Origin of the sequence: Sphingomonas sp. JC676 (assembly GCF_014489075.1) — a bacterium.
Taxonomy (GTDB): domain Bacteria; phylum Pseudomonadota; class Alphaproteobacteria; order Sphingomonadales; family Sphingomonadaceae; genus Sphingomonas.
In genome coordinates this window covers 1,387,626-1,407,130 of record NZ_JACTGR010000001.1, presented here as the reverse complement: position 1 = coordinate 1,407,130, position 19,505 = coordinate 1,387,626, and the positions used below count along the sequence as shown (strand labels likewise).

Annotated in this window: 14 protein-coding genes and 1 pseudogene; 11 read left to right on the top strand and 4 right to left on the bottom strand. The window is 67.0% G+C overall.

All coding sequences use genetic code 11. The annotated features are described in order from the left end of the window. Positions 1-131 precede the first annotated feature (131 nt). The 7 genes from IAG41_RS06535 (at position 132) to trxA (ending at position 11,493) form a co-directional block, all read left to right on the top strand. The gene (locus IAG41_RS06535) at positions 132-2,471 is read left to right on the top strand and encodes a sensor histidine kinase (RefSeq protein WP_262408470.1); all 2,340 of its coding nucleotides are present in this window, start codon (positions 132-134) and stop codon (positions 2,469-2,471) included. Further along, a complete protein-coding gene (gene tsaE / locus IAG41_RS06530) occupies positions 2,471-2,920 on the top strand; it encodes a tRNA (adenosine(37)-N6)-threonylcarbamoyltransferase complex ATPase subunit type 1 TsaE (RefSeq protein WP_187727696.1) in 450 nt (149 codons plus the stop codon). The genes IAG41_RS06535 and tsaE overlap by 1 nt, the downstream gene beginning before the upstream one ends. A gap of 5 nt (positions 2,921-2,925) precedes the next feature. Further along, complete coding sequence (locus tag IAG41_RS06525) at positions 2,926-3,900, top strand: aminoglycoside phosphotransferase family protein (protein ID WP_187727695.1); 975 nt, start codon at positions 2,926-2,928, stop codon at positions 3,898-3,900. Continuing rightward, entirely contained in the window at positions 3,897-4,658 is a 762-nt protein-coding gene (locus IAG41_RS06520; protein ID WP_187727694.1) for a nucleotidyltransferase family protein, read from the top strand. Before IAG41_RS06525 ends, IAG41_RS06520 begins: the two co-directional genes overlap by 4 nt. A gap of 108 nt (positions 4,659-4,766) precedes the next feature. Next, a complete protein-coding gene (gene addB, locus IAG41_RS06515) occupies positions 4,767-7,697 on the top strand; it encodes a double-strand break repair protein AddB (protein WP_187727693.1) in 2,931 nt (976 codons plus the stop codon). Further along, on the top strand, positions 7,684-11,118 hold the full coding sequence (gene addA / locus IAG41_RS06510) for a double-strand break repair helicase AddA (protein ID WP_187727692.1): 3,435 nt from the start codon (positions 7,684-7,686) through the stop codon (positions 11,116-11,118). Before addB ends, addA begins: the two co-directional genes overlap by 14 nt. A 54-nt stretch (positions 11,119-11,172) precedes the next feature. After that, a complete protein-coding gene (gene trxA / locus IAG41_RS06505) occupies positions 11,173-11,493 on the top strand; it encodes a thioredoxin (protein ID WP_187727691.1) in 321 nt (106 codons plus the stop codon). A 298-nt stretch (positions 11,494-11,791) separates the two neighbouring features. On the opposite strand, the gene IAG41_RS06500 is transcribed toward trxA, so the two are convergent. The 3 genes and pseudogenes from IAG41_RS06500 to argJ form a co-directional block, all read right to left on the bottom strand. After that, a complete protein-coding gene (locus IAG41_RS06500) occupies positions 11,792-12,199 on the bottom strand; it encodes a GFA family protein (RefSeq protein ID WP_187727690.1) in 408 nt (135 codons plus the stop codon). A 22-nt stretch (positions 12,200-12,221) separates the two neighbouring features. Next, positions 12,222-12,832 (bottom strand): annotated as a pseudogene (locus IAG41_RS06495) (glutathione S-transferase family protein). 6 nt (positions 12,833-12,838) lie between these two features. After that, the gene (gene argJ, locus IAG41_RS06490; RefSeq protein WP_187727689.1) at positions 12,839-14,065 is read right to left on the bottom strand and encodes a bifunctional glutamate N-acetyltransferase/amino-acid acetyltransferase ArgJ; all 1,227 of its coding nucleotides are present in this window, start codon (positions 14,063-14,065) and stop codon (positions 12,839-12,841) included. Positions 14,066-14,090: 25 nt separating this feature from the next. On the opposite strand from argJ, the gene IAG41_RS06485 reads away from it, so the two are divergent. The 4 genes from IAG41_RS06485 to secA all read left to right on the top strand — a co-directional run bounded on the left by IAG41_RS06485 (position 14,091) and on the right by secA (position 18,768). Continuing rightward, on the top strand, positions 14,091-15,107 hold the full coding sequence (locus tag IAG41_RS06485) for an energy transducer TonB (protein WP_187727688.1): 1,017 nt from the start codon (positions 14,091-14,093) through the stop codon (positions 15,105-15,107). 133 nt (positions 15,108-15,240) lie between these two features. Then, positions 15,241-15,549: a hypothetical protein gene (locus IAG41_RS06480; protein WP_187727687.1), complete on the top strand. Its 309-nt coding sequence runs from the start codon at positions 15,241-15,243 to the stop codon at positions 15,547-15,549. 96 nt (positions 15,550-15,645) lie between these two features. After that, complete coding sequence (locus tag IAG41_RS06475) at positions 15,646-15,903, top strand: hypothetical protein (RefSeq protein ID WP_187727686.1); 258 nt, start codon at positions 15,646-15,648, stop codon at positions 15,901-15,903. Positions 15,904-16,026: 123 nt separating this feature from the next. Then, entirely contained in the window at positions 16,027-18,768 is a 2,742-nt protein-coding gene (secA, locus tag IAG41_RS06470) for a preprotein translocase subunit SecA (protein WP_187727685.1), read from the top strand. 123 nt (positions 18,769-18,891) lie between these two features. Here the strand turns inward: secA and IAG41_RS06465 are convergent, their stop codons facing one another. Beyond that, positions 18,892-19,494: a CC0125/CC1285 family lipoprotein gene (locus IAG41_RS06465; protein ID WP_187727684.1), complete on the bottom strand. Its 603-nt coding sequence runs from the start codon at positions 19,492-19,494 to the stop codon at positions 18,892-18,894. Between the last annotated feature and the right edge of the window lie 11 nt (positions 19,495-19,505).

Genomic DNA, 19,505 nt, shown 5'->3' with positions numbered 1-19,505 from the left:
GCGCGAAACCTGGTTCGATGTCGATGCGCGATCGTCGGATGCCTCAGGCCCGCGCGCAATCTGCTTTCCGCCAGCCGGCGCTTTGCCTAAGAGATTCGGATGATTGCAAAGACTGGCCGCGGAGGGTGGCCTTGATCGCTATACCGCAATCGGCGGCGGTGCTGGCCGGAGCCGTGGTGGCGCTGTTCGTGGTCGTCGCGACCTGGGTGCTCTATGCCGGGCTGCGGGCGCGCGCCGAGGCCCGCGAGACGCTGGAGGAGAATGCGCGGCTGAAGGCGCTGGGCGGCGCGTCGCCGGCGCAGGCGATGGTGGTGCGCAGCGACGGCCGGATCGATTTGTCACGACGGCTAAGCGATTGGCTCGGGCTCGACAGGATGCCGCGCGAGCTCAGCGACCTTTCCGGCCCGGACACGGGGTTGATGCCAGAGGATTCGACCGCGCTGGCGGATCAGGTAACGGCGGCGCAGAAGGCGGGCCGGGGGTTCAGCATGTCGGTGCGGCCGCGCGGATCGGAGCGGGCGCTGCTGGTGATCGGCGAGCGCGCGACCGACATTGCGGGGGTGCCGGGCGGCGTCGTGCTGTGGTTTCTCGACGCGACTGAGAGCCAGGACGAAATCAACCGACTGCAGCGCGAGGCATCGCGGCTGCGCTCGGCCTTCGATGCGCTCACCGCGCTGATCGAAGCGGCGCCGATGCCGATGTGGTACCGCGGGCCCGACCTCAGGCTGCTGATGGTCAATTCGGCCTATGTTCGCGCAGTGGAGGGCAAGGATAGCGAGGACGTGGTGGCGCGCGGGCTCGAGTTGGTCGAGGGCGAGGGGCTGGGCGGCCCCCTCGCCAACGCCGCGATCGCGCGCGACACGCAGGAGCCACAGACCGTGGCGATGCCCGCGACGATCGACGGAGCGCGGCGGATGCTGCGGCTCCACGACATGCCGCTGCCCACCGGTGGCGTCGCCGGCTTCGCGGTCGATATCGAGGATCTGGAGCAGGCGCGCGGCGGGCTCAGGGCCTTCCGCGATGCTCAGCGTGCGATGCTCGACCGGATGTCGGCCGGCGTGGCGCAGTTTGCGTCGGACCGCAGCCTCGCGTTCTGCAACCAGCCGTTCCGGCGGATGTTCGCGATGCGCCAAGAATGGCTCGCCGACCGGCCCGAGTTCGACCGCGTGCTCGAGCGGATGCGCGACGCGCGCAAGCTGCCCGACGTGCGCGATTTCCCGGCATGGAAGGCGGAGCGGCGCGAATGGTTCCTGGCGGCCGAGGCGGTCGAAGAGACCTGGAGCGTTGCCGGCATTCATCTGCGCGTCGTCGCGCAGCCGCTTCCCGATGGCGGACTCCTGCTGTTGTTCGAGGACCAGACCCAGCAATTCGAGCTGCAGCGCGAGCATGGCGAGATGCAGCAAGTGCGCACCGCGACGCTGGACAGCTTGGCCGAGGCGGTCGGTGTGTTCGGCAAGGGACGGTTGCAGCTGTGGAACCGCAAGTTCCGCCAGGTCTGGGGCTTCGAGGATAGCTTCCTGGACGGACACCCCCAGATCGCCACACTGGTTAAGGCTGCTGGGCCGAAACTTACCAACCCGGCACGCGCGGAAATCCTGGGCGACTTGATCCGGCTGGCAGCGAAGGACCGGCAGCAGCGCGGGAGCAGTATCGTCTTCGCCGACGGACGGCATTTCGACATCGCCGCGGTGCCGCTGCCCGATGGCAATGCGATGGTGACTATGCTCGACACCAGCGACCGCCAGCGGATCGAGCGCGCGCTGCGCGACCGTAACGAGGCGCTTGAGGCGGCGGACCGCGTGAAGACCGCGTTCGTCGCCAATATGAGCTACGAGCTGCGGACCCCGCTGACCTCGATCAAGGGCTTTACCGAGATGCTGCACGGCGGCTTCGCGGGCAAGCTGAGCAAGGACGGCACCGAATATGCCGAAGCGATCCTGTTCTCGGTCGACCGGCTGGGGACACTGATCGACGATGTGCTCGACCTGACGCAGAGCGAGGGCGGGCCGTTGGAGAGGAAGACCGTTGACATCGAGCTCGCGGCGAACAGCGCGGCCGAAGTCGTCGCGCCGCTGGCCAAGGTCAAGTCGATCGACCTGGTGGTGGAGGATACCGGCACGGCGGGCACGGTGACCGGCGATCCCCGACGACTGCGCCAGGTGATCGAGCACCTGCTGCGCCACGCGGTGGCGGGCACCCCCGAGGGCGGACGCGTGCTGCTGCATCTCGACGGTAACACCAAGGTGGCGCGGGTGATCGTGTCCGACGACGGGCCCGGGATGAGCCGCGAGATGGTCGCGCGTGCGTTCGACCGCTTCGCCCAGCACGGCATCTCGCGCAGTGGCGAGCGCGCGCTGGGGCTGGGGTTGCCGCTGGCGAAGCAGTTCGTGGAGGCGCATGGCGGGCGGATTGAGATGATCTCCGAACAGGGCGAGGGGACGCTGGTGACCGTGGAATTGCCGCGCGGGTGATGCGGCTCGCTTCTCTCAAGGATTCGCATGCGCTCGGCGCGCGCCTCGCTGCAGTCGCTCGGGCCGGCGACGTGATCGCGCTTTCGGGCGAGCTCGGCGCCGGCAAGACCAGCATCGCGCGCGGGCTGCTCGCGGCGCTTGGGCTGGAGGGCGAGGCGCCGAGCCCGAGCTTCGCGATCGTCCAGCCCTACGAGCCGCCCGAAGTGCGGATTCCGGTGCTGCACGTCGATCTCTACCGTATCGAGCACCCGGACGAGGCCGAGGAACTGGGGCTCGACGACGCGCGCGACGATTCGCTGCTGATCGTCGAATGGCCCGAACGGCTGGGGGCGGATGCATGGCACGACGCGCTGTGGCTCAGCCTGGAAGTTGCGCCGGACGGCGCGCGATCCTTGACAGCCCGGGTCCCGGCGGCATGGAGGGACCGATGGCCCCAAATACCCCAATAGCTGACATGAATCCGCCCGCCGCCGCGCCCGCCTTCCTGGACGCCGCCGGTTGGGGAGAAGCCCATATCCTGCCGCTCGCCGGCGATGCCTCATTCCGCCGCTATTTCCGCGTCGTGGAGCATGACCGCAGCGCGATCCTGATGGATGCGCCGCCGCCGCAGGAGGATCCGCGGCCGTTCATCGCGGTGGCGCGCTGGCTGTGCGAGCGCGGCTTCGCGGCGCCGGCGATCCTGCATGAGGACCTTAAGAAAGGCCTGGTGCTGCTCCAGGACTTTGGCGATGCGCGGCTGCGCGAGACGGTGGACGCCGCGCCGGAGAGCGAGCTGCGCTTCTACGAAGCCGCGGTTGACCTGCTGGTGCGGCTGCATGGGCATGAGGCGGGCGTGGCGCGCGCCTATGACCTGAGCGAATATCAGCGCGAGGCGGCACTTCTTCCCGAATGGTATTGCCCCGCGATCGGGCTGGATGCGGACATGAAAGGCTATGCGCGCGCCTGGGACAAGGTGCTCGCGCCCGTGCTGAACGGTCACACGCTCGTCACGGTGCTGCGCGACTACCATGCCGAGAACATCATGTTGATCGAAGGCAGCGAGAGCTTGGGACTGCTGGATTTCCAGGACGCGCTGGCCGGGCATCCGGCATATGACCTTGTCTCGCTGCTGCAGGATGCGCGACGCGACGTGGACGCGGCGTTGGAGACCGCGATGCTGGACCGCTACAGGCGCATCACTGGCGCGGGCGACGATTTCGACGTGGCCTATCATGTGCTGGGCGCGCAGCGGAACGCCAAGATCATCGGCATCTTCACCCGGCTGTGGAAGCGCGACGGCAAGCCGCGCTACCCGGGGCTTTGCCCGCGCGTCTGGCGCTATATCGAGCGCGACCTCAAGCATCCGGCGCTGAAGCCGGTCGCCGACTGGTTCGACGCCAACGTACCGGCCGAGATGCGCGGGGACCCGATGACGATTGCCGCGCAATGACGGCTTCCGCGACCTATTCGTTGCGTCCCCAACCCAGTGCCGAAGTGCCGGAGACGGCGATGGTGATGGCGGCGGGGCTGGGCAAAAGGATGCGTCCGCTGACCGCGACGCGGCCCAAGCCTCTGGTCGAATTGGGTGGCAGGGCGCTGATCGACCATGTCTTCGATCGGCTGCGATCGGCCGGTACCAAGCGCGCGATCGTCAACGTCCATTATCTCGCCGATCAGATGGAAGCGCATCTGAGGGCGCGGGTGAAGGATATCGAGCTCGTCATCTCCGATGAGCGCAAGCAACTGATGGAGACCGGCGGCGGGCTGGTCCAGGCGCGCGACCTGATCGGCGATAAGCCGTTCGTCTGCGTCAACAGCGACAATCTGTGGATCGACGGGCCGACCGATGCGATCCGCCAACTCGCGGCCGCCTGGGACGACGAGAAGATGGACGCGCTGCTGCTGCTGGTGCCGCTGGCGCGTGCCAACAGCCATAAGGGGCAAGGCGATTTCCACCTTGACCCGTTCGGGCGGATCGTCGGGCGGCGCAAGCCGGGCCGGCTGGCGCCCTTCGTCTATACTGGCGTGCAGATCCTCTCGCCGCGGGTGATCCGCGACTGGCCCGAGGGGCCGTTCTCGACCAATCTGTTCTGGAACCGCGCGCTGGAGGCAGGGCGCCTTTGGGGGCTGGTGCACCAGGGACTGTGGTTTGACATCGGATCGCCCCAGGCGATCGGCGCGGCGGAGGCCGTGCTGGCGGAGATGTGAGGCGGCCCGTAACGGCAGAAGAGGAACTGGGCCAGGTCAGTTATCCACAGACCCCTGTCGGAGGCCTCTCCCTTGGTGGGGCGCGAGATAGTAAGCATCTTCTCGACAATGCCCGAACGCCTCCACCTCTACACCATTCCCCCGCACCGCGCCTTTGCCGATGCGCTGGCGATCGGGCTGATCCGGCGGTTCGGCAGCGATCCGATGCGGCTGGCGCGGGGGACGGTGCTGCTGCCCAACAATCGCGCCAAGCGGGCGATCCAGGACGCGTTCGTGCGCGCGAGCGCGGGCGGGCTGCTGTTGCCGCGGCTGGTCGCGGTAGGTGATCCCGAGCTCGACGAGGCGGTGTTCGATGCGGTCGACGATGCGGAGCCGGTGCCGCCGGCGGTGGAGCCGCTCCAGCGGCGGATGATCCTGGCGCGGCTGATCCAGGCGAGCGGGTCGCCGGTGGATGCGGCGGAGGCGGTGCGGCTGGCGGGCGAGCTTGCGGCGACGCTCGACCAGTTGCTGATCGAGGAGGTGCATCCGCGGCGGTTGCGCGAATTGGAACTGGGACCCGAGCTTTCGGCGCATTGGGAACGCTCGCTGGCCCTGTTCGAGACTGTGCTGACGCGCTGGCCCGAGGAACTGGCGAAGCTGGGGCGGATCGACCTCGCCGAGCGGCGGCGGCGTCTGCTCGACAAGGTGGCGAAGCGTTGGCGCCAGACGCCACCGCTGGGCTTCGTGTGCGCGGCGGGCATCACCACGTCGGCGCCGGCCTTTGCGCGGCTGCTGCGCGTGGTGGCGGGGATGCCGCTGGGGATGGTGGTCCTGCCGGGACTTGCGACCGGCATCAGCGATGCCGAGTGGGACTCGCTGGGCCCGTTTCCGCCAGATCCCGTTACCGGACGCCGACGGCGGAGCGTCGAGACGCACCCGCAATATCATCTAAAACTGCTGCTCGAGCGGATGGGCGTGCATCGCAGCGAGTTCGATTCGTGGCGCGCGGCGAGCGAACTGGATGCGCCACCGGCACGCAGCAGGGCGATCGCCTCGGCGATGCAGCCGCCCGAGCTAACGCATGGCTGGACTGACCTCCCGCGCGCCGAGCGGCGGCTGGACGGGGTGCGTGCGCTGGAGGTCGCGACCCCGGCCGAGGAGGCGCAGGCGATTGCATTGGCGCTGCGCGAGACGCTGGAGACGCCGGGGCGCACCGCTGCTTTGGTGACGCCCGATCGCGCACTGGCGCGGCGCGTGGCGGCGCATTGCGCGCGCTGGGGGCTGGCGATCGACGATTCGGCGGGGCAACCGCTCTCTGTGCTGCCGCCGGGGACGCTGCTGCTCGCGTTGGCCGATGCGGCAAGCCAGGCCTTCGCACCGATGGCACTGCTGACCCTGCTCAAGCATCCGCTGGTGATGCCGGAGACGCGGCTAGAATGGCTGGAGGGCGCGCGATCGCTCGACCGGGCGCTCAGGGGTCCGCGCCCGGCGCCGGGGTTGACGGGAATCGACCGGCATCTCGCCGAACAGGACGGGCGTGACGGACATTTGCGGCGGGTAGCGCAGGGGTGGTGGCCTGAAGCGCGCGCGCTGCTCGCGCCGCTGGAAGTGTTGTTCGGCATCGGGCCCCAGCCTCTGCGGGCCCTGATCGCGACATTGCGCGAGGCCGCGCAGGCGCTGGGCGGCGACAGCCTGTGGAGCCGTGCGGATGGACGCGCGGTGGCCGATCTGCTCGACGATCTGGAGCGCGAGGTGGCGCACGGGCCGGCGCTCGCTGAGCCGGACGCGCTGGGGCTGATGCTGCGTACCTTGATGGACGAGACGGCGGTGCGGCCGCCGCAGGGTGGGCATCCACGGCTGGCGATCCTCGGCGTGATCGAGGCGCGGCTGCAGACCGCCGACCTGATGATCCTGGGCGGGCTCAACGAAGGCGTCTGGCCTGGCCTGCCTGCACCCGACCCCTGGCTGGCACCGCGCATCCGTGCCGAACTGGGCATGCCGGGGCTGGAACGGCGGATTGGGCTCGCGGCGCATGACCTCGCTAGCGGCTTGGGCGCGCCCGAGGTACTGCTGACACGGTCGCGGCGCGACGCTTCGGCGCCCACTATCGCCTCGCGCTTCTGGCTGCGGCTGGAGGCGCTGTCCGGCGGTCTGGAACGGGCGGGCGATCTGGCGGTCTGGTTAAAGGGGATTGACGATCCCGGCGCACACGAGCCCGCCGAGCGGCCTGCGCCGATGCCGGCGGTCGCGGCGCGGCCCAAGGCGATATCGGTGACAGAAGTCGACCGGCTGAAGGCGGACCCCTATGCCTTCTACGCGCGGCGGATGCTGCGGTTGATGCCGCTCGATCCGGTCGACGCTGACCCGAGCGCGGCGTGGCGAGGCACCGCGGTGCACGCGGTTCTTGAGAACTGGTTTGAAATTGATGATTGCGCGCCGGAGAAATTGAGCGCGCGCGCCGAGGCGATGCTGGCCGACGAGCGCACCCATCCGATGATGCGGGCGCTGTGGCAGCCGCGACTGCGGGAGGCGATCGACTGGATCGCTACGCAGATCGCCGCCGATCCGGCCCGGAAGGTGCTGGCGGTGGAGAAGCGCGGCGCGATCGTTTTCGACGGAGTCGCGCTGAGCGGGACGTTCGATAGGATCGACCGCCTGGCGGACGGGAACCTCGCGATCGTGGACTATAAGACCGGCAAACCGCCTAGCCTGGCGGCGGTGCGCGAGGGGTTCAGCCTGCAATTGGGGCTGCTCGGGCTGATCGCAGAGCGCGGCGGGTTTGACGGGATCGCGGGGCGGGCGACTGGGTTCGAATATTGGTCGCTGTCGCGCAACAAGTTCGGCGGGTTCGGCTATGTCGAAAGCCCGTGCGACCCGAAGCGGCGCGACTATCTGCCGGCCAACGAGTTCGTCGATCGAGCGGTGGCGCAGTTCGAGGGCGCAGCGCGCATGTGGCTGACCGGCGATGAACCGTTCACTGCCAAGCTCCATCCCGATTACGCACCCTATACCGAATATGACCAGCTGATGCGTCGCGACGAATGGTATGGCCGTGACTGAGGTCCGTCCGCTCCATAAATTGAAGGGCAACCAGCGCACCGCGAGCGATCCGGGGCGGCATATCTGGCTGTCGGCATCAGCGGGCACGGGCAAGACGCAGGTGCTGGCGGCGCGCGTGTGGCGGCTGCTGCTCGCGGGGGTCGATCCCGGCGCGATCCTGTGTCTGACCTTCACCAAGGCGGGCGCGGCCGAGATGTCCGAGCGGATCACCGGGCGGCTGGCATACTGGGTGCGGGCGAAGCGCGAGGACGTGTCGCGTGATTTGGATGGACTGGGGGAGGATTCGTCGATCGCGGCGGTGGCGCGGGCACGGACCTTGTTCGCCAAGGTGCTCGACGCGCCGGGCGGCGGCATCCGCATCCAGACGATCCACAGCTTCTGCCAGAGCCTACTCGCGGGCTTTCCGCTGGAGGCGGGGCTGGTGCCAGGCTTCCGTCCGCTCGACCAGCGCGAGGAGGCGGTGCTGGCGCGCGAGGCGCTGGCCGAGATGCTGGTCGATGCCGAGCGCGAGGGGCGCACCGCTCTGATCGACGCGGTGGGCGCGCTGAGCCTGAGGCTGGGCGAGGGCAAGGCCGAAGCGTTCCTGAAGACCTGCGCGGGCGCGGCGGAGGCGATGGAGGACCTGCCGGCCGGCATCCAGCCTTTCCTGCGGCGTGCGCTCGATTTGCCGAGCGGCGATATCGGCGAGGAACTGGTGCGCAACTGCGGGGACGACGCGTTCGATCTTGCGTCGCTGCGGACGATCGCGGTGCTCAGTGCCGATTGGGGCACCGGCAAGGGGCTGGAGCGTGCCGACATTATCGCGGCATGGCTGCGTCAGCCGCCGGAAGCACGCGCGGCGGGGCTGACGGATCTCCATTCGGTCTGGGCGACCGCGAAGGGCGAACCGCGCTCGTTCGGCAAGGGACAGGCGCCGCAAGATCCCGCCTATGCCAATCTGGCGATGCGCCTGCACGGAAGCTGCGGGGCGCTGCTCCAGATGAAGGTACGCGCGGACTATGCCGATCTGCTGGCGCGCGCGCTGGAGGCCGGGCGCGACTATGCGCGGACCTATGCCGCGGCGAAGCGGCGCGTGGGCGCGGTCGATTTCGACGATCTGATCCGCGCGACGGTGGCGCTGCTGGGGCAGCCGGGCATGGGCGAGTGGGTGCGCTTCAAGCTCGACCAGGTGACCGAGCATGTGCTGATCGACGAGGCGCAGGACACCAATCCCAAGCAATGGGCGATCGTCAGCGCGGTGGCCGACGAGTTCTTCGCAGGGCTGGGTGCGCGTGGGGAGACGGTGCGGACGCTGTTCACCGTCGGCGACTACAAGCAGGCGATCTTCGGTTTCCAGGGGACCGATCCGATCTTTTTCCGCGCTGCGTTTGAGCGCTTCCTGGCGAAGTCACGGCTTGGTGCGGAATATGAAGGCGATATGAGCGAGCTGGAATCGCTGTCGCTAACCCACAGCTTCCGCTCGACCCGGCCGGTGCTGGAGTTCGTCGACGCCGCGATTGGGGAGCTTCCGGCGCCAGGGATGGGTGACCTGAGCGATGTCGAGCCGCATGCCAGCGAAGTGCCTGGGCCGGGGACGGTGACGATCTGGCCGACGACGATCGAGGGCGGCAGCGAGGCCGACGAAGAGGAATGGGTGCGCGACGCCACCCGCGAGCATGCCAAAAGGATCGCGCGGGCGATCAAGGCCTGGCTCGACCAAGGCCTGATGCTGGAGAGCAAGGGGCGGCCGCTGGCGCCCGAGGATGTGATGATCCTGGTGAAAAGGCGCGGCGAGCTGGCCTCGCTGATCGTCGCGCGGCTCTATGCCGAGGGCGTGCCGGTGGCGGGTGTGGACCGGCTGCGGCTCAATGCGCCGCTGGCGGTACAGGACCTGCTCGCGGCGATCCGCTTCGCGCTGCAGCCCGAGGACGACCTGTCGCTGGCGTCGCTGCTGGTCTCGCCGCTGATCGGCTGGAGCCAGGACGAACTGATGGCCGCTGCGGTGCGTGAGAAGGGGGGGCTTTGGCGGCATCTGCGCGCGACCCAGCCGGAGGAGCGGCTGATGCCGCTCTTCGAGCTGCTGCGGCGCGCGGATATCGCGACGCCCTATCGTTTCCTTGAGGAGATATTGTCGGGGCCGATGCAGGGGCGCCGAAAACTGCTGCTGCGGCTGGGCGAGGAGGCGCGCGATCCGATCGAGGAACTGCTCAACGCAGCGCTCAATTTCGAGAAGGTGGCGACGCCGTCGCTCCAGCGCTTTCTCGACTGGTTCGATCGCGGCGATGTCGAGATCGTCCGCGATGCCGCGCAGCCGCAGGGGGCGGTGCGGGTGATGACCGCGCATGGCGCCAAGGGCCTGCAGGCGCCTTTGGTGATCCTGGCCGATGCCACGGTCGATCCGACGCGCAGCCCGCGCGACCTGCTGCTCTGGGGTCCGGAAGGGCATGAAGGAGAGAAATTCCCGATCTTCCGGCCTCGATCCGGGGAGCGGGGGGGGCCGCTGGACGATATGGTCGCCGAAGCCGATGCGCGCGAGCTGCAGGAGCATTGGCGGCTCTTCTACGTCGCGGCAACGCGGGCGGAGGAGCGGCTGGTGGTGACCGGCGCGCTGGGGCCGATGGCCAAGGGCGAGCCGCCCAAGGCGAGTTGGTATGCGGCATGCGCGGCAGCGTTCGACGCGCTGGGCGTGCCCGGAGACGCGGGCGAGCGGGAATTCCGGGGGACGAAGCTGGAGCGACCCGTGGCGATGGAAGAGCGCAGCACCCCGGCCGTCGCGCATTCTGCCTCGCTGCCCGATTGGATTTCGACGCCGGCGCCCGAGGAAGCGCGTCCGCCGCGTCCGCTCGCGCCTTCGTCGTTAGGCGAGGATCTGGTTGCCGATCCGCCGCCCACTCCGGCACTGCGGGCCTCGGCCGAGCGGGGGAGATTGCTGCATGCACTGTTCGAGCGTCTCCCCGGCGTCGCGCCCGAGAAGCGCGCCGAGGCGGCCGAGCGGTGGCTGGCAGGCGCCGGTGGAGTGGAAGACGGAGCGCTTCGTGCCGAGCTCGTCCGCGCGGCGCTGGCGGTGACCGAGGATGCGCGGTTCGCCGAACTGTTCGGCACGGATTCACTGGCCGAGGCGCCGATCGCGGCGGTTGTGGACGGCGGACTGGTCGTATCCGGCACCGTGGATCGGCTCGTCGTGTTGCCGGACCGCGTTCGCGTCGTCGATTTCAAGACCGGCCGGCGCGCGCCCGGGACGCTGGACGATATTCCCGGCTATCATCTGCGCCAGATGGCGGCTTATGCCGCTGCGCTGGCAGTGATCTTCCCGAGCCGCCGGGTAGAGGCGGCATTGCTCTATGCGGCGGGGCCGGTGCTCCACCTCTTGCCGCCCGAGCTGCTCGCTGCGCACAAGCCGGGCTTCACCCCCTCGGAGCAAAGCTTGCCTTTGCGCGCTTGAGTAGGGCGTGCTCCGTACATAAGTTAACGCCCAACACGTTCAGGAGATTTCCCAATGGCCACCAGGGCTACCACCGACGCCAGCTTCGACACCGATGTCCTCCAGTCCGACAAGCCCGTGCTCGTCGACTTCTGGGCGGAATGGTGCGGGCCGTGTCGCATGATCGCGCCCGCGCTCGAGGAACTGGCCGAGGAGCTGGGCGAGCAGGTGCAGATCGTAAAGCTCGACATTGACGAGAATCCCGATGCGCCGACCAAGTATGGCGTACGCGGCATTCCGACGATGATCCTGTTCAAGAACGGTCAGCAGGCCGCCACGCAGGTGGGCGCGATGCCCAAGAGCGCGATCAAGCAGTGGATCGAGCGCGAGCTCTGATCCGATTGGCGGGGGCCTAGCCGGATCGAAATTCGATCGCGCGCTTATGGCTCCCGCTTTTTAATTGCGCTGCTCTTTTGACCTACACGTTGGGCGCTGATTCGCCCGACGGCGCGGCGATTGGCGAGAATCGGCTGAAATGCGCGAGTTCTGCAGCTTTTCGACCGCGACAAGTTGACACGGTTGACACCCGCTATGTCGAAAAATCTTCCTTCCCGAAATTCCGCACGTTCGAAGTCCCGACGATGAGAAAGAGCCGTCCGTCGATCGGCCCTGAAATCCAACATTACAAGCCGTTCTAGAGTTCGGGTGTTTCCCTTCGGGACCGGGCATGACGTGGCTTGTCGTCCGCCGCCTCCGCCCAGGGAATGTGTCGCTCATAATAGATGTGGAAGCCCGGCACGACCGGGGCGGGATCGTCGAGCGTCGCAAGGTTGAACTCGATCGTCGGGCCATCGTTGCGGCACCCGTAGAGCTGCGAGCCGCAGCGCGTGCAGAAGCCGCGATGGTCGGTCGGCGTCGAAGCGTAGCGGCCGACCAGTTCGGCACCGCTTTCATAGACATAGTCGGCGGCGAGAACGCTCGCGAATGCCACTGCAGGCGCGCCCGAGATGCGCTGGCAATTGCGGCAATGGCACCAGCCGGCATCGAACGGGTCGGATAGCAGGCGGTAGCGAACCGCCCCGCACAAGCATCCGCCTTCCATCGCCGCCTCCTCCCATCTCCGCTCAGGTGAGCGGGATCATCACCTGACTGGCATAGCCCGGCCTCTCGCGCAGCCGTTCATACCAGTTCACAACGTGCACCAGCTCGGGCCGCTCGATCTCGAGATTGAACCAGGTGTTCGCATAGACGCCCATCGGGATGTCCCCGATCCCGAATGCAGTGCCCGAGAGCCAAAGCGTGTCGGCGAGGAACCGGTCGAGGATCGCCATCTGTTTGGCGCAAGCCTGTGCCGAGCAGGTGATCGCATCGGCGTCGCGCTCTCCCGGTGGCCGGCGGATCAGATTGACGAAAGCGCCGCGCTGGGCATCGGCATAGCCGAACTGCCAGTCCATCCAGCGATCGGCGAGCGCACGCGCCGCCGGGTCGGCGGGCCAGAATGCCTGTCCGCCATGCGCGCGGCAAGATAGCGCAGGATCGCGTTCGATTCCCACAGCACCAAGTCGCCATCCTCGATCGTCGGGATCAGCGCATTGGGATTCTTCGCCAGATAGGCCTGGTCCATGCCGAACTGCCCGCCGACATCGTGGCGGACATGTTCGATCCCCAGCTCGTGCGCGAACCACGCGACCTTCTTCACATTGTGCGAATTGAGCCGGCCCCAGATCGTCAGCATCGCGGCTCAGCTCCGATAATCGGCGTTGATCGAGATATAGCCGTGCGTCAGGTCGCAGGTCCAAACCGTGGCGCGGCCTTCGCCGAGCCCGAGATCGACGCCGATCTCGATTTCGCGGCCCTTCAGATGGGCGGCGACAGGCGCTTCCTCATAGCCTTCGACCGCAAGGCCATCGCGCGCCACCTGGGTCGTGCCGAAGCGGATCGCGAGCTTGTCGCGCTCGGCGGGCTCGCCGGCCTTGCCGACGGCCATGACGACACGACCCCAGTTGGCGTCCTCGCCGGCGACCGCGGTCTTCACCAGCGGCGAGTTGGCGATCGACATCGCGATGCGGTGCGCGCTGCGATCGGACTCGGCGCCCTCGACCTGGATCTCGATCAGCTTCTGCGCGCCTTCGCCGTCGCGGACGACGAGCAAGGCGAGCTGGTGGCAGAGATCGGCAAGCGCTGCGCGGAAGGCGTCGGCGCCGGAATCCCCTTCGCTCGCGAGCGGCGCGTTACCTGCCTTGCCCGTCGCGAAGGCGAGGATCGTATCGCTGGTCGAGGTATCTCCATCGACGGTGATGCAAGAGAAAGTCTTGCTATTGGCAGCGCTTAACGCCGATTGCAGAAATTCTGGCGTAACTGCGGCATCGGTGAAGATGAAGCCGAGCATCGTCGCCATGTCCGGCGCGATCATGCCTGATCCCTTGATGAAGCCGACCAGATTGACCGTGCGGCCATCGACGATCGCCTGCGTCACCGCCGCCTTGGCGAAGGTATCGGTGGTCCCGATCGTCGTCGCGGCGTCTTCCCAGCTGCAGGGTTCGGCGGTGAAGGCAGCGTCGAGGCCGGCCTCGGCCTTGTCGATCGGCAGCGGCACGCCGATCACGCCGGTGGAGGCGACGAACACGTCCGAAGGCTCACAGCCGAGATGGCCCGCCGCACGCGCGGCGATCGCCTCGACCGCGGCGCGGCCGCGATTGCCGGTGAAGGCGTTCGAATTGCCGGCATTGACCACCAGCGAGCGCGCCTGGCCGAGCACCAGCGCCTTGCGACACCATTCGACTTCGGGCGAGGGGCAGCGGCTCTGCGTCAGCACGCCAGCGACGCTGGTGCCGGGATCGAGCGTGGCGAAGGTCAGGTCGCAGCGGTCCCAGTCCTTGTAGCGCGCGCGGGCGACGCGGAGCGCGACGCCGGGGATCGCGGGGAGATCGGGGAAGGGGAGCGCGAGGGGAGAGGGCGTGTCGGACATGCGCTCCCGATAAGCTGCCGATGCTGTGAAGGAAAGCGTCCGCGCGGCATTCGGCTTGCGGCCGCGACCCACCTTTGCGAAACGGATCGCAGGGGGAATCATGCTGCTTCAGTCGTTCATATTGGCTGGCCTGCTCCAGACCGCGCCCACGCCGCTAGATGACAAGGCGATCAATACCATTACGGAAGCGCTCGCACGCTTGCCCCAACAGCCGGCAAATCCGCCGCAACCGCCCGCGCCCGAGTTCACGGGCGAACGCTCGCGCAAGCCCGTGCCCCTGACCAATCCATCGACCTGGGCCACCAATGACGATTATCCCGTCGCCGCACTCCGCGCCCATGAGCAAGGTTCGGTCGGCTTCCGCCTTGATATCGGCATCGATGGCGTGCCGGCGCATTGCGAGATAGCCGAGCACGTTTCGACTGTGCTCGACGCTGCGACCTGCGCGGTGATGATGGCCCGTGCTCGATTCTCACCGGCACTCGATCTCAAAGGAAAGCCTGCGCCGGCAAGCTGGAGAAGTCGCTTCCGCTGGGAATTGCCCGAGATGCCGCCCACGCCCGCAATCGCGTACGACGTGGTCAACCGTCTGTTGGTCGATACGCACGGCAACGTCCTTTCCTGCTCGGCGGCGCCCTTTCCAAACGCAGGTGATTTCTGCACGGTTGTAGGATCCACAGTGCCGCCGGTGATGGCGACACTTTGGCGGGACGCGACGTCGGACGTTCCTGCGACAGTGTTTTTCCGGATCGGCTTCAACATCGAGGGGGTTGCGCCAGTCGTGCCGGCGCAGGTGCGTTCCGGTATGACCCTGCGCAGCACGATCCGCATCGGCTTCGACCTGAGCCCGGAAGGCAAGCTGATCAACTGTCGGGAAACCGAGCATTCGGGCGATCTGTCTATCCCGAACGATTATTGCACGACGCTCGACGAGAAGTACGATGTGGCGCGGTTAGGAACTCCGCAGACGCGCAGGGGCGCGAGCTGGGTTCAGATTTATTCCGGTTCGTCCATTCCTGCCGAGCGCAAGAAGGGCGAATAGGATTTCTTGGCATGCTTCCGGCTTTTTTGCGCAGTAGCGTGGAAGGGAGTAAGGCCGACAACAAAGGTTCGTGGACATTGGTGCGCGCGTTGCTAGGGTGCCGCGCGCTTCGGCCAACGAAAGGCAATGATCCATGTATTCCGCGCTTCTCCTTTCCGCCCTGCTGATGACGCAGACCCCGCCTGCCGGCCTGACCATCAACGTCCAGAAGCTGCCCGTGACCTATACGCAGGCGCCGGTCGTCCATCTCGAATTCACTGCCAAGGGTGCCGTGGAGACCTGTGCCGTAAAGCAGTCCAGCGGCAACGCGTCGATCGACAAGGTCGCGTGCCAGCAGGCGCAGGCCCAGGTGAAGTATCCGGTGAAGAAGAACCAGAAGCTGTCCCCGCTCGACATGTCCGTCGCGTTCGTGGCCGCGCCGGCTCCCGCTCCCGCGCAGTAACCAAGCTTTTGATTAGACGAACGGCATGGCAATCACTATGTCGCTGGCAGCGACCGTCTTGCCGGCGGCGCTGATCCGTCACGCATAGAGATTCGCTTGGAACTGCTGCTTCTCCTCACTGCGCTGTTTGCCAGCCTGACCGGCGCCTCGGGCGACCGTGCGGGCCGGCCCGTGCAGGGCGTGGCGGTGGTGCAGGCGGCCCAGGCGGCGCAGGCGGCTGTGCAGCCGGCGCGGCGCGTGATCGGCGTGGCGGTGCCCGCCGCCGCCAGCCATGTTTCGCAGGTCGTCCGCCCGCTCGTCGCGGCGGCACCGATCCCCTCCCTCCGCCTCGCCTTCGAGCAGCGGCGCGAGTGATGCGCGGCCCGCGGATAGCGGGCCTTTTCCATTATTGCGTGCCGCCCCGGGGCGGCATCGCCATTGGGTGCCGGCAATGCGTGCCGCGCCCGCCCGACCACATCCAATACGACAGGAAATCCCATGTTCGGCGGCCTTGCCAAGACCCTCTTCGGTTCCTCCAACGAACGCTATGTGAAGTCGCTCGGCACCATCGTTGCCAAGATCAACGGCTTCGAATCCACCATCTCGGCGATGAGCGATGCGGAACTGCAGGGCCAGACGGCCAAGTTCCGCGAGTTGCTCGCCAATGGCGAGAAGCTCGACAATCTGCTGCCCGAGGCCTTCGCCACGGTCCGCGAGGCGGCCAAGCGCGTGCTCGGCCAGCGCCACTATGACGTGCAGATGATCGGCGGCATCGTGCTCCATCGCGGCGAGATCGCCGAGATGCGGACGGGCGAGGGCAAGACGCTGGTCGCGACGCTCGCCACCTATCTGAACGCGCTGCCGGGCGACGGCGTGCACGTCGTCACGGTCAACGACTATCTCGCCTCGCGCGACGCCGAGTGGATGGGCCGGGTCTATCGCTTCCTGGGCCTCACCGTGGGCGTGATCATCCCGAACCTGACCGACCAGGACCGCCGCGACGCCTATGGTTCGGACATCACCTACGGCACGAACAACGAGTTCGGCTTCGACTATCTGCGCGACAACATGAAGTATGACCGCGCATCGATGACGCAGCGGCCCTTCAATTTCGCGATCGTCGACGAAGTCGATTCGATCCTGATCGACGAGGCGCGCACGCCGCTGATCATCTCGGGCCCGACCGACGACCGCAGCGAGCTGTACATGGGCGTCGACGCGGTGGTGAAGAAGCTCGACCCGTCGACCTATGAGAAGGACGAGAAGCAGCGCACGATCGTGCTGACCGAGGACGGCACCGAGACGGTCGAGCGGATGCTCGAGGATGCCGGGCTGCTGGTTGGTGCCAACCTCTACGACTTCGAGAACACCCAGGTGGTCCACCACCTGAACCAGGCGCTGCGCGCGAACGTGATGTTCAAGCTCGACACCGATTATATCGTCAAGGACGGCAAGATCGTCATCATCGACGAATTCACCGGCCGCATGATGGACGGGCGCCGCTGGTCCGAGGGCCTGCACCAGGCCGTGGAAGCCAAGGAAGGTGTCCAGATCGAGCCCGAGAACCAGACGCTCGCCTCGATCACCTTCCAGAATTATTTCCGGATGTACCCCAAGCTGAGCGGCATGACCGGCACCGCAGCGACCGAGGCGGCCGAATTCTACGACATCTACAAGATGAACGTCGTCACCATCCCGACCAACCTGCCGGTGAAGCGCGCCGACGAGGAGGACGAGTTCTACAAGACGACCGAGGAAAAGTTCGCGGCGATCGCAAAGAAGATCAAGGAGCATTCCGCCAAGGGCCAGCCGGTGCTGGTCGGCACCGTCTCGATCGAGAAATCCGAGCTGCTCTCCGAGTTCCTCAAGAAGGAAAAGGTGCCGCACGAGGTGCTGAATGCCCGCTTCCACGAGAGCGAGGCGCATATCGTGGCGCAGGCGGGCCGGCTGGGCGTAGTGACGGTCTCGACCAACATGGCGGGCCGCGGCACCGACATCCAGCTGGGCGGCAATATCGAGTTCCGGATCAACGACGAGCTCTCCGAATTGCCCGAGGGGCCGGAGCGCGACGCAGCGATCGAGAAGATCAAGGCCGAGGTCCAGACCGAGAAGGACGCGGTGATCGCCGCGGGCGGCCTGTTCGTGCTCGGCACCGAGCGGCATGAGAGCCGCCGCATCGACAACCAGCTGCGCGGCCGTTCGGGCCGCCAGGGCGATCCGGGCCTCAGCCGCTTCTATCTGTCGCTCGACGACGATCTGCTGCGCATCTTCGGTTCGAACACCTTGTTCGCCCGCATGATGCGCTCGAACATCGAGGACGGCGAGGCGATCGGCAGCAAATGGCTATCCAAGGCGATCGAGACCGCACAGAAGAAGGTCGAGGCGCGCAACTACGATATCCGCAAGCAGGTCGTCGAATATGACGACGTGATGAACGATCAGCGCAAGGTGATCTACGAGCAGCGCGCCGACATCATGGACGCCGACACGGTCGGCGACGTGGTGGTCGACATGCGCGCGGAGACCGTGAACGCGATCGTCGGCGAGGCATGCCCGCCCAATTCCTATCCCGAGCAATGGGACATCGCCGGTCTGAAGGAGAAGGTCTCGACCATCCTCAACGTCGAGGCTCCGGTCGACGAATGGATCAAGGCCGAGGAAGCGATCGAGCCCGAGATGGTCGAAGAGCGCATCCGCGAAGCGGCCGACGCGCTGGTGAACGCCAAGGCGGCCGAGTTGGAGCCGGAGACCTGGACGCAGATCGAGAAATCGATCCTGCTCCAGAACCTGGACCATCACTGGAAGGAGCATCTCGCGATGCTCGATGCGCTGCGCCAGGTCGTGCACCTGCGCGCCTATGCGCAGAAGACGCCGATCAACGAGTATAAGCACGAGGCGTTCGCGATGTTCGAGCGCATGCTGGGCAATATCCGCGAGGACGTGACCCGCACGCTCGGCTTCGCGCAGTTCCGCATGCAGCCGACGCCCGAGCTCCCCGAACTGCCCGACTTCCTGACCACACATATCGATCCGCTGACCGGCGACGACGACAGCTTCGATTGGGATGGCGGTTCGGCGGGTCTGGTGACGACGCGGCTGCCGCAGCTCGGCATTCCGCAGCCGACCGGCGAGGAGCTGGGTACCGATCCGGCGCAGTGGGAAGGACTGGTCAGCCGCAACGCTCCGTGCCCGTGTGGATCGGGCCGCAAGTACAAGCACTGCCACGGCGCGGTGGCGTAAAAAATCCTCCCCGAGCTTGCTCGGGGAGGGGCGGTGGTGGAACACCGCCGTCTTTGACGGCGGCCCTCCACCATGCTGCGCATGGTTCCCCTCCCCGAGGCGAGCTCGGGGAGGATCTAGAAGTTACTTCGTCTTCGGCATTTCGATCTTCGGCCCGAGGCGGTTCAGCACCTCGTGCGCATCGAAGGCGCGGAGATTGTCGCCGGGCTTGGCGCCCTTGCCGGTGACGATCTCGGCGGTCGCCTCGTAGCTGTTGACCGTGCGGTAATCCCAGTCGCGATCGTTCCAGAAGGGATCGTCGAAGAAGGGATCATAGCTCCGCCAGCCCCAGCGCGGGCGATAGAAGCGCCATGACGGACCCCAATAGCCCCAGGGGCCGGCGCCATAGCCGCCAAGGCCGGGCGTGCGATAGGTTTGGCTCTTCTTCTCGGTATCGCGGTCCGACAGGACGAAATAGTCGAAGCCGTTCTGCACAGTGAGCTCGGCCGCCCGATAGAGCAGGTAGCGCTCGACCGTCTCGCGCGAGGTCAGGGTGTTGCCCGAGAAGCTGATGCGGAATCGGTTGTTCTCGATCTGCGTGTCCGAATAGCCTCCGCGGGTGGCGGCGCTCGATCCCGTCGCTGGCTGATAGGGCGTTGCGGTCATGCACGACGCGAGCGTAAGCCCGCCCGCGACCGCGAGAGTTAGCACGGCGACCCGCCGGCGTGTGAAGCTGCTTTTCAGCATTGTTCCTCCGA

Bases quoted from the DNA above. Each gene is read 5' to 3' on its own strand.
- tsaE (WP_187727696.1), top strand. From the start codon at position 2,471: ATGCGGCTCGCTTCTCTCAAGGATTCGCATGCGCTCGGCGCGCGCCTC.
- IAG41_RS06525 (WP_187727695.1), top strand. From the start codon at position 2,926: ATGAATCCGCCCGCCGCCGCGCCCGCCTTCCTGGACGCCGCCGGTTGG.
- IAG41_RS06520 (WP_187727694.1), top strand. From the start codon at position 3,897: ATGACGGCTTCCGCGACCTATTCGTTGCGTCCCCAACCCAGTGCCGAA.
- addB (WP_187727693.1), top strand. From the start codon at position 4,767: ATGCCCGAACGCCTCCACCTCTACACCATTCCCCCGCACCGCGCCTTT.
- addA (WP_187727692.1), top strand. From the start codon at position 7,684: ATGGCCGTGACTGAGGTCCGTCCGCTCCATAAATTGAAGGGCAACCAG.
- trxA (WP_187727691.1), top strand. From the start codon at position 11,173: ATGGCCACCAGGGCTACCACCGACGCCAGCTTCGACACCGATGTCCTC.
- IAG41_RS06500 (WP_187727690.1), bottom strand. From the start codon at position 12,199: ATGGAAGGCGGATGCTTGTGCGGGGCGGTTCGCTACCGCCTGCTATCC.
- argJ (WP_187727689.1), bottom strand. From the start codon at position 14,065: ATGTCCGACACGCCCTCTCCCCTCGCGCTCCCCTTCCCCGATCTCCCC.
- IAG41_RS06480 (WP_187727687.1), top strand. From the start codon at position 15,241: ATGTATTCCGCGCTTCTCCTTTCCGCCCTGCTGATGACGCAGACCCCG.
- secA (WP_187727685.1), top strand. From the start codon at position 16,027: ATGTTCGGCGGCCTTGCCAAGACCCTCTTCGGTTCCTCCAACGAACGC.
- IAG41_RS06465 (WP_187727684.1), bottom strand. From the start codon at position 19,494: ATGCTGAAAAGCAGCTTCACACGCCGGCGGGTCGCCGTGCTAACTCTC.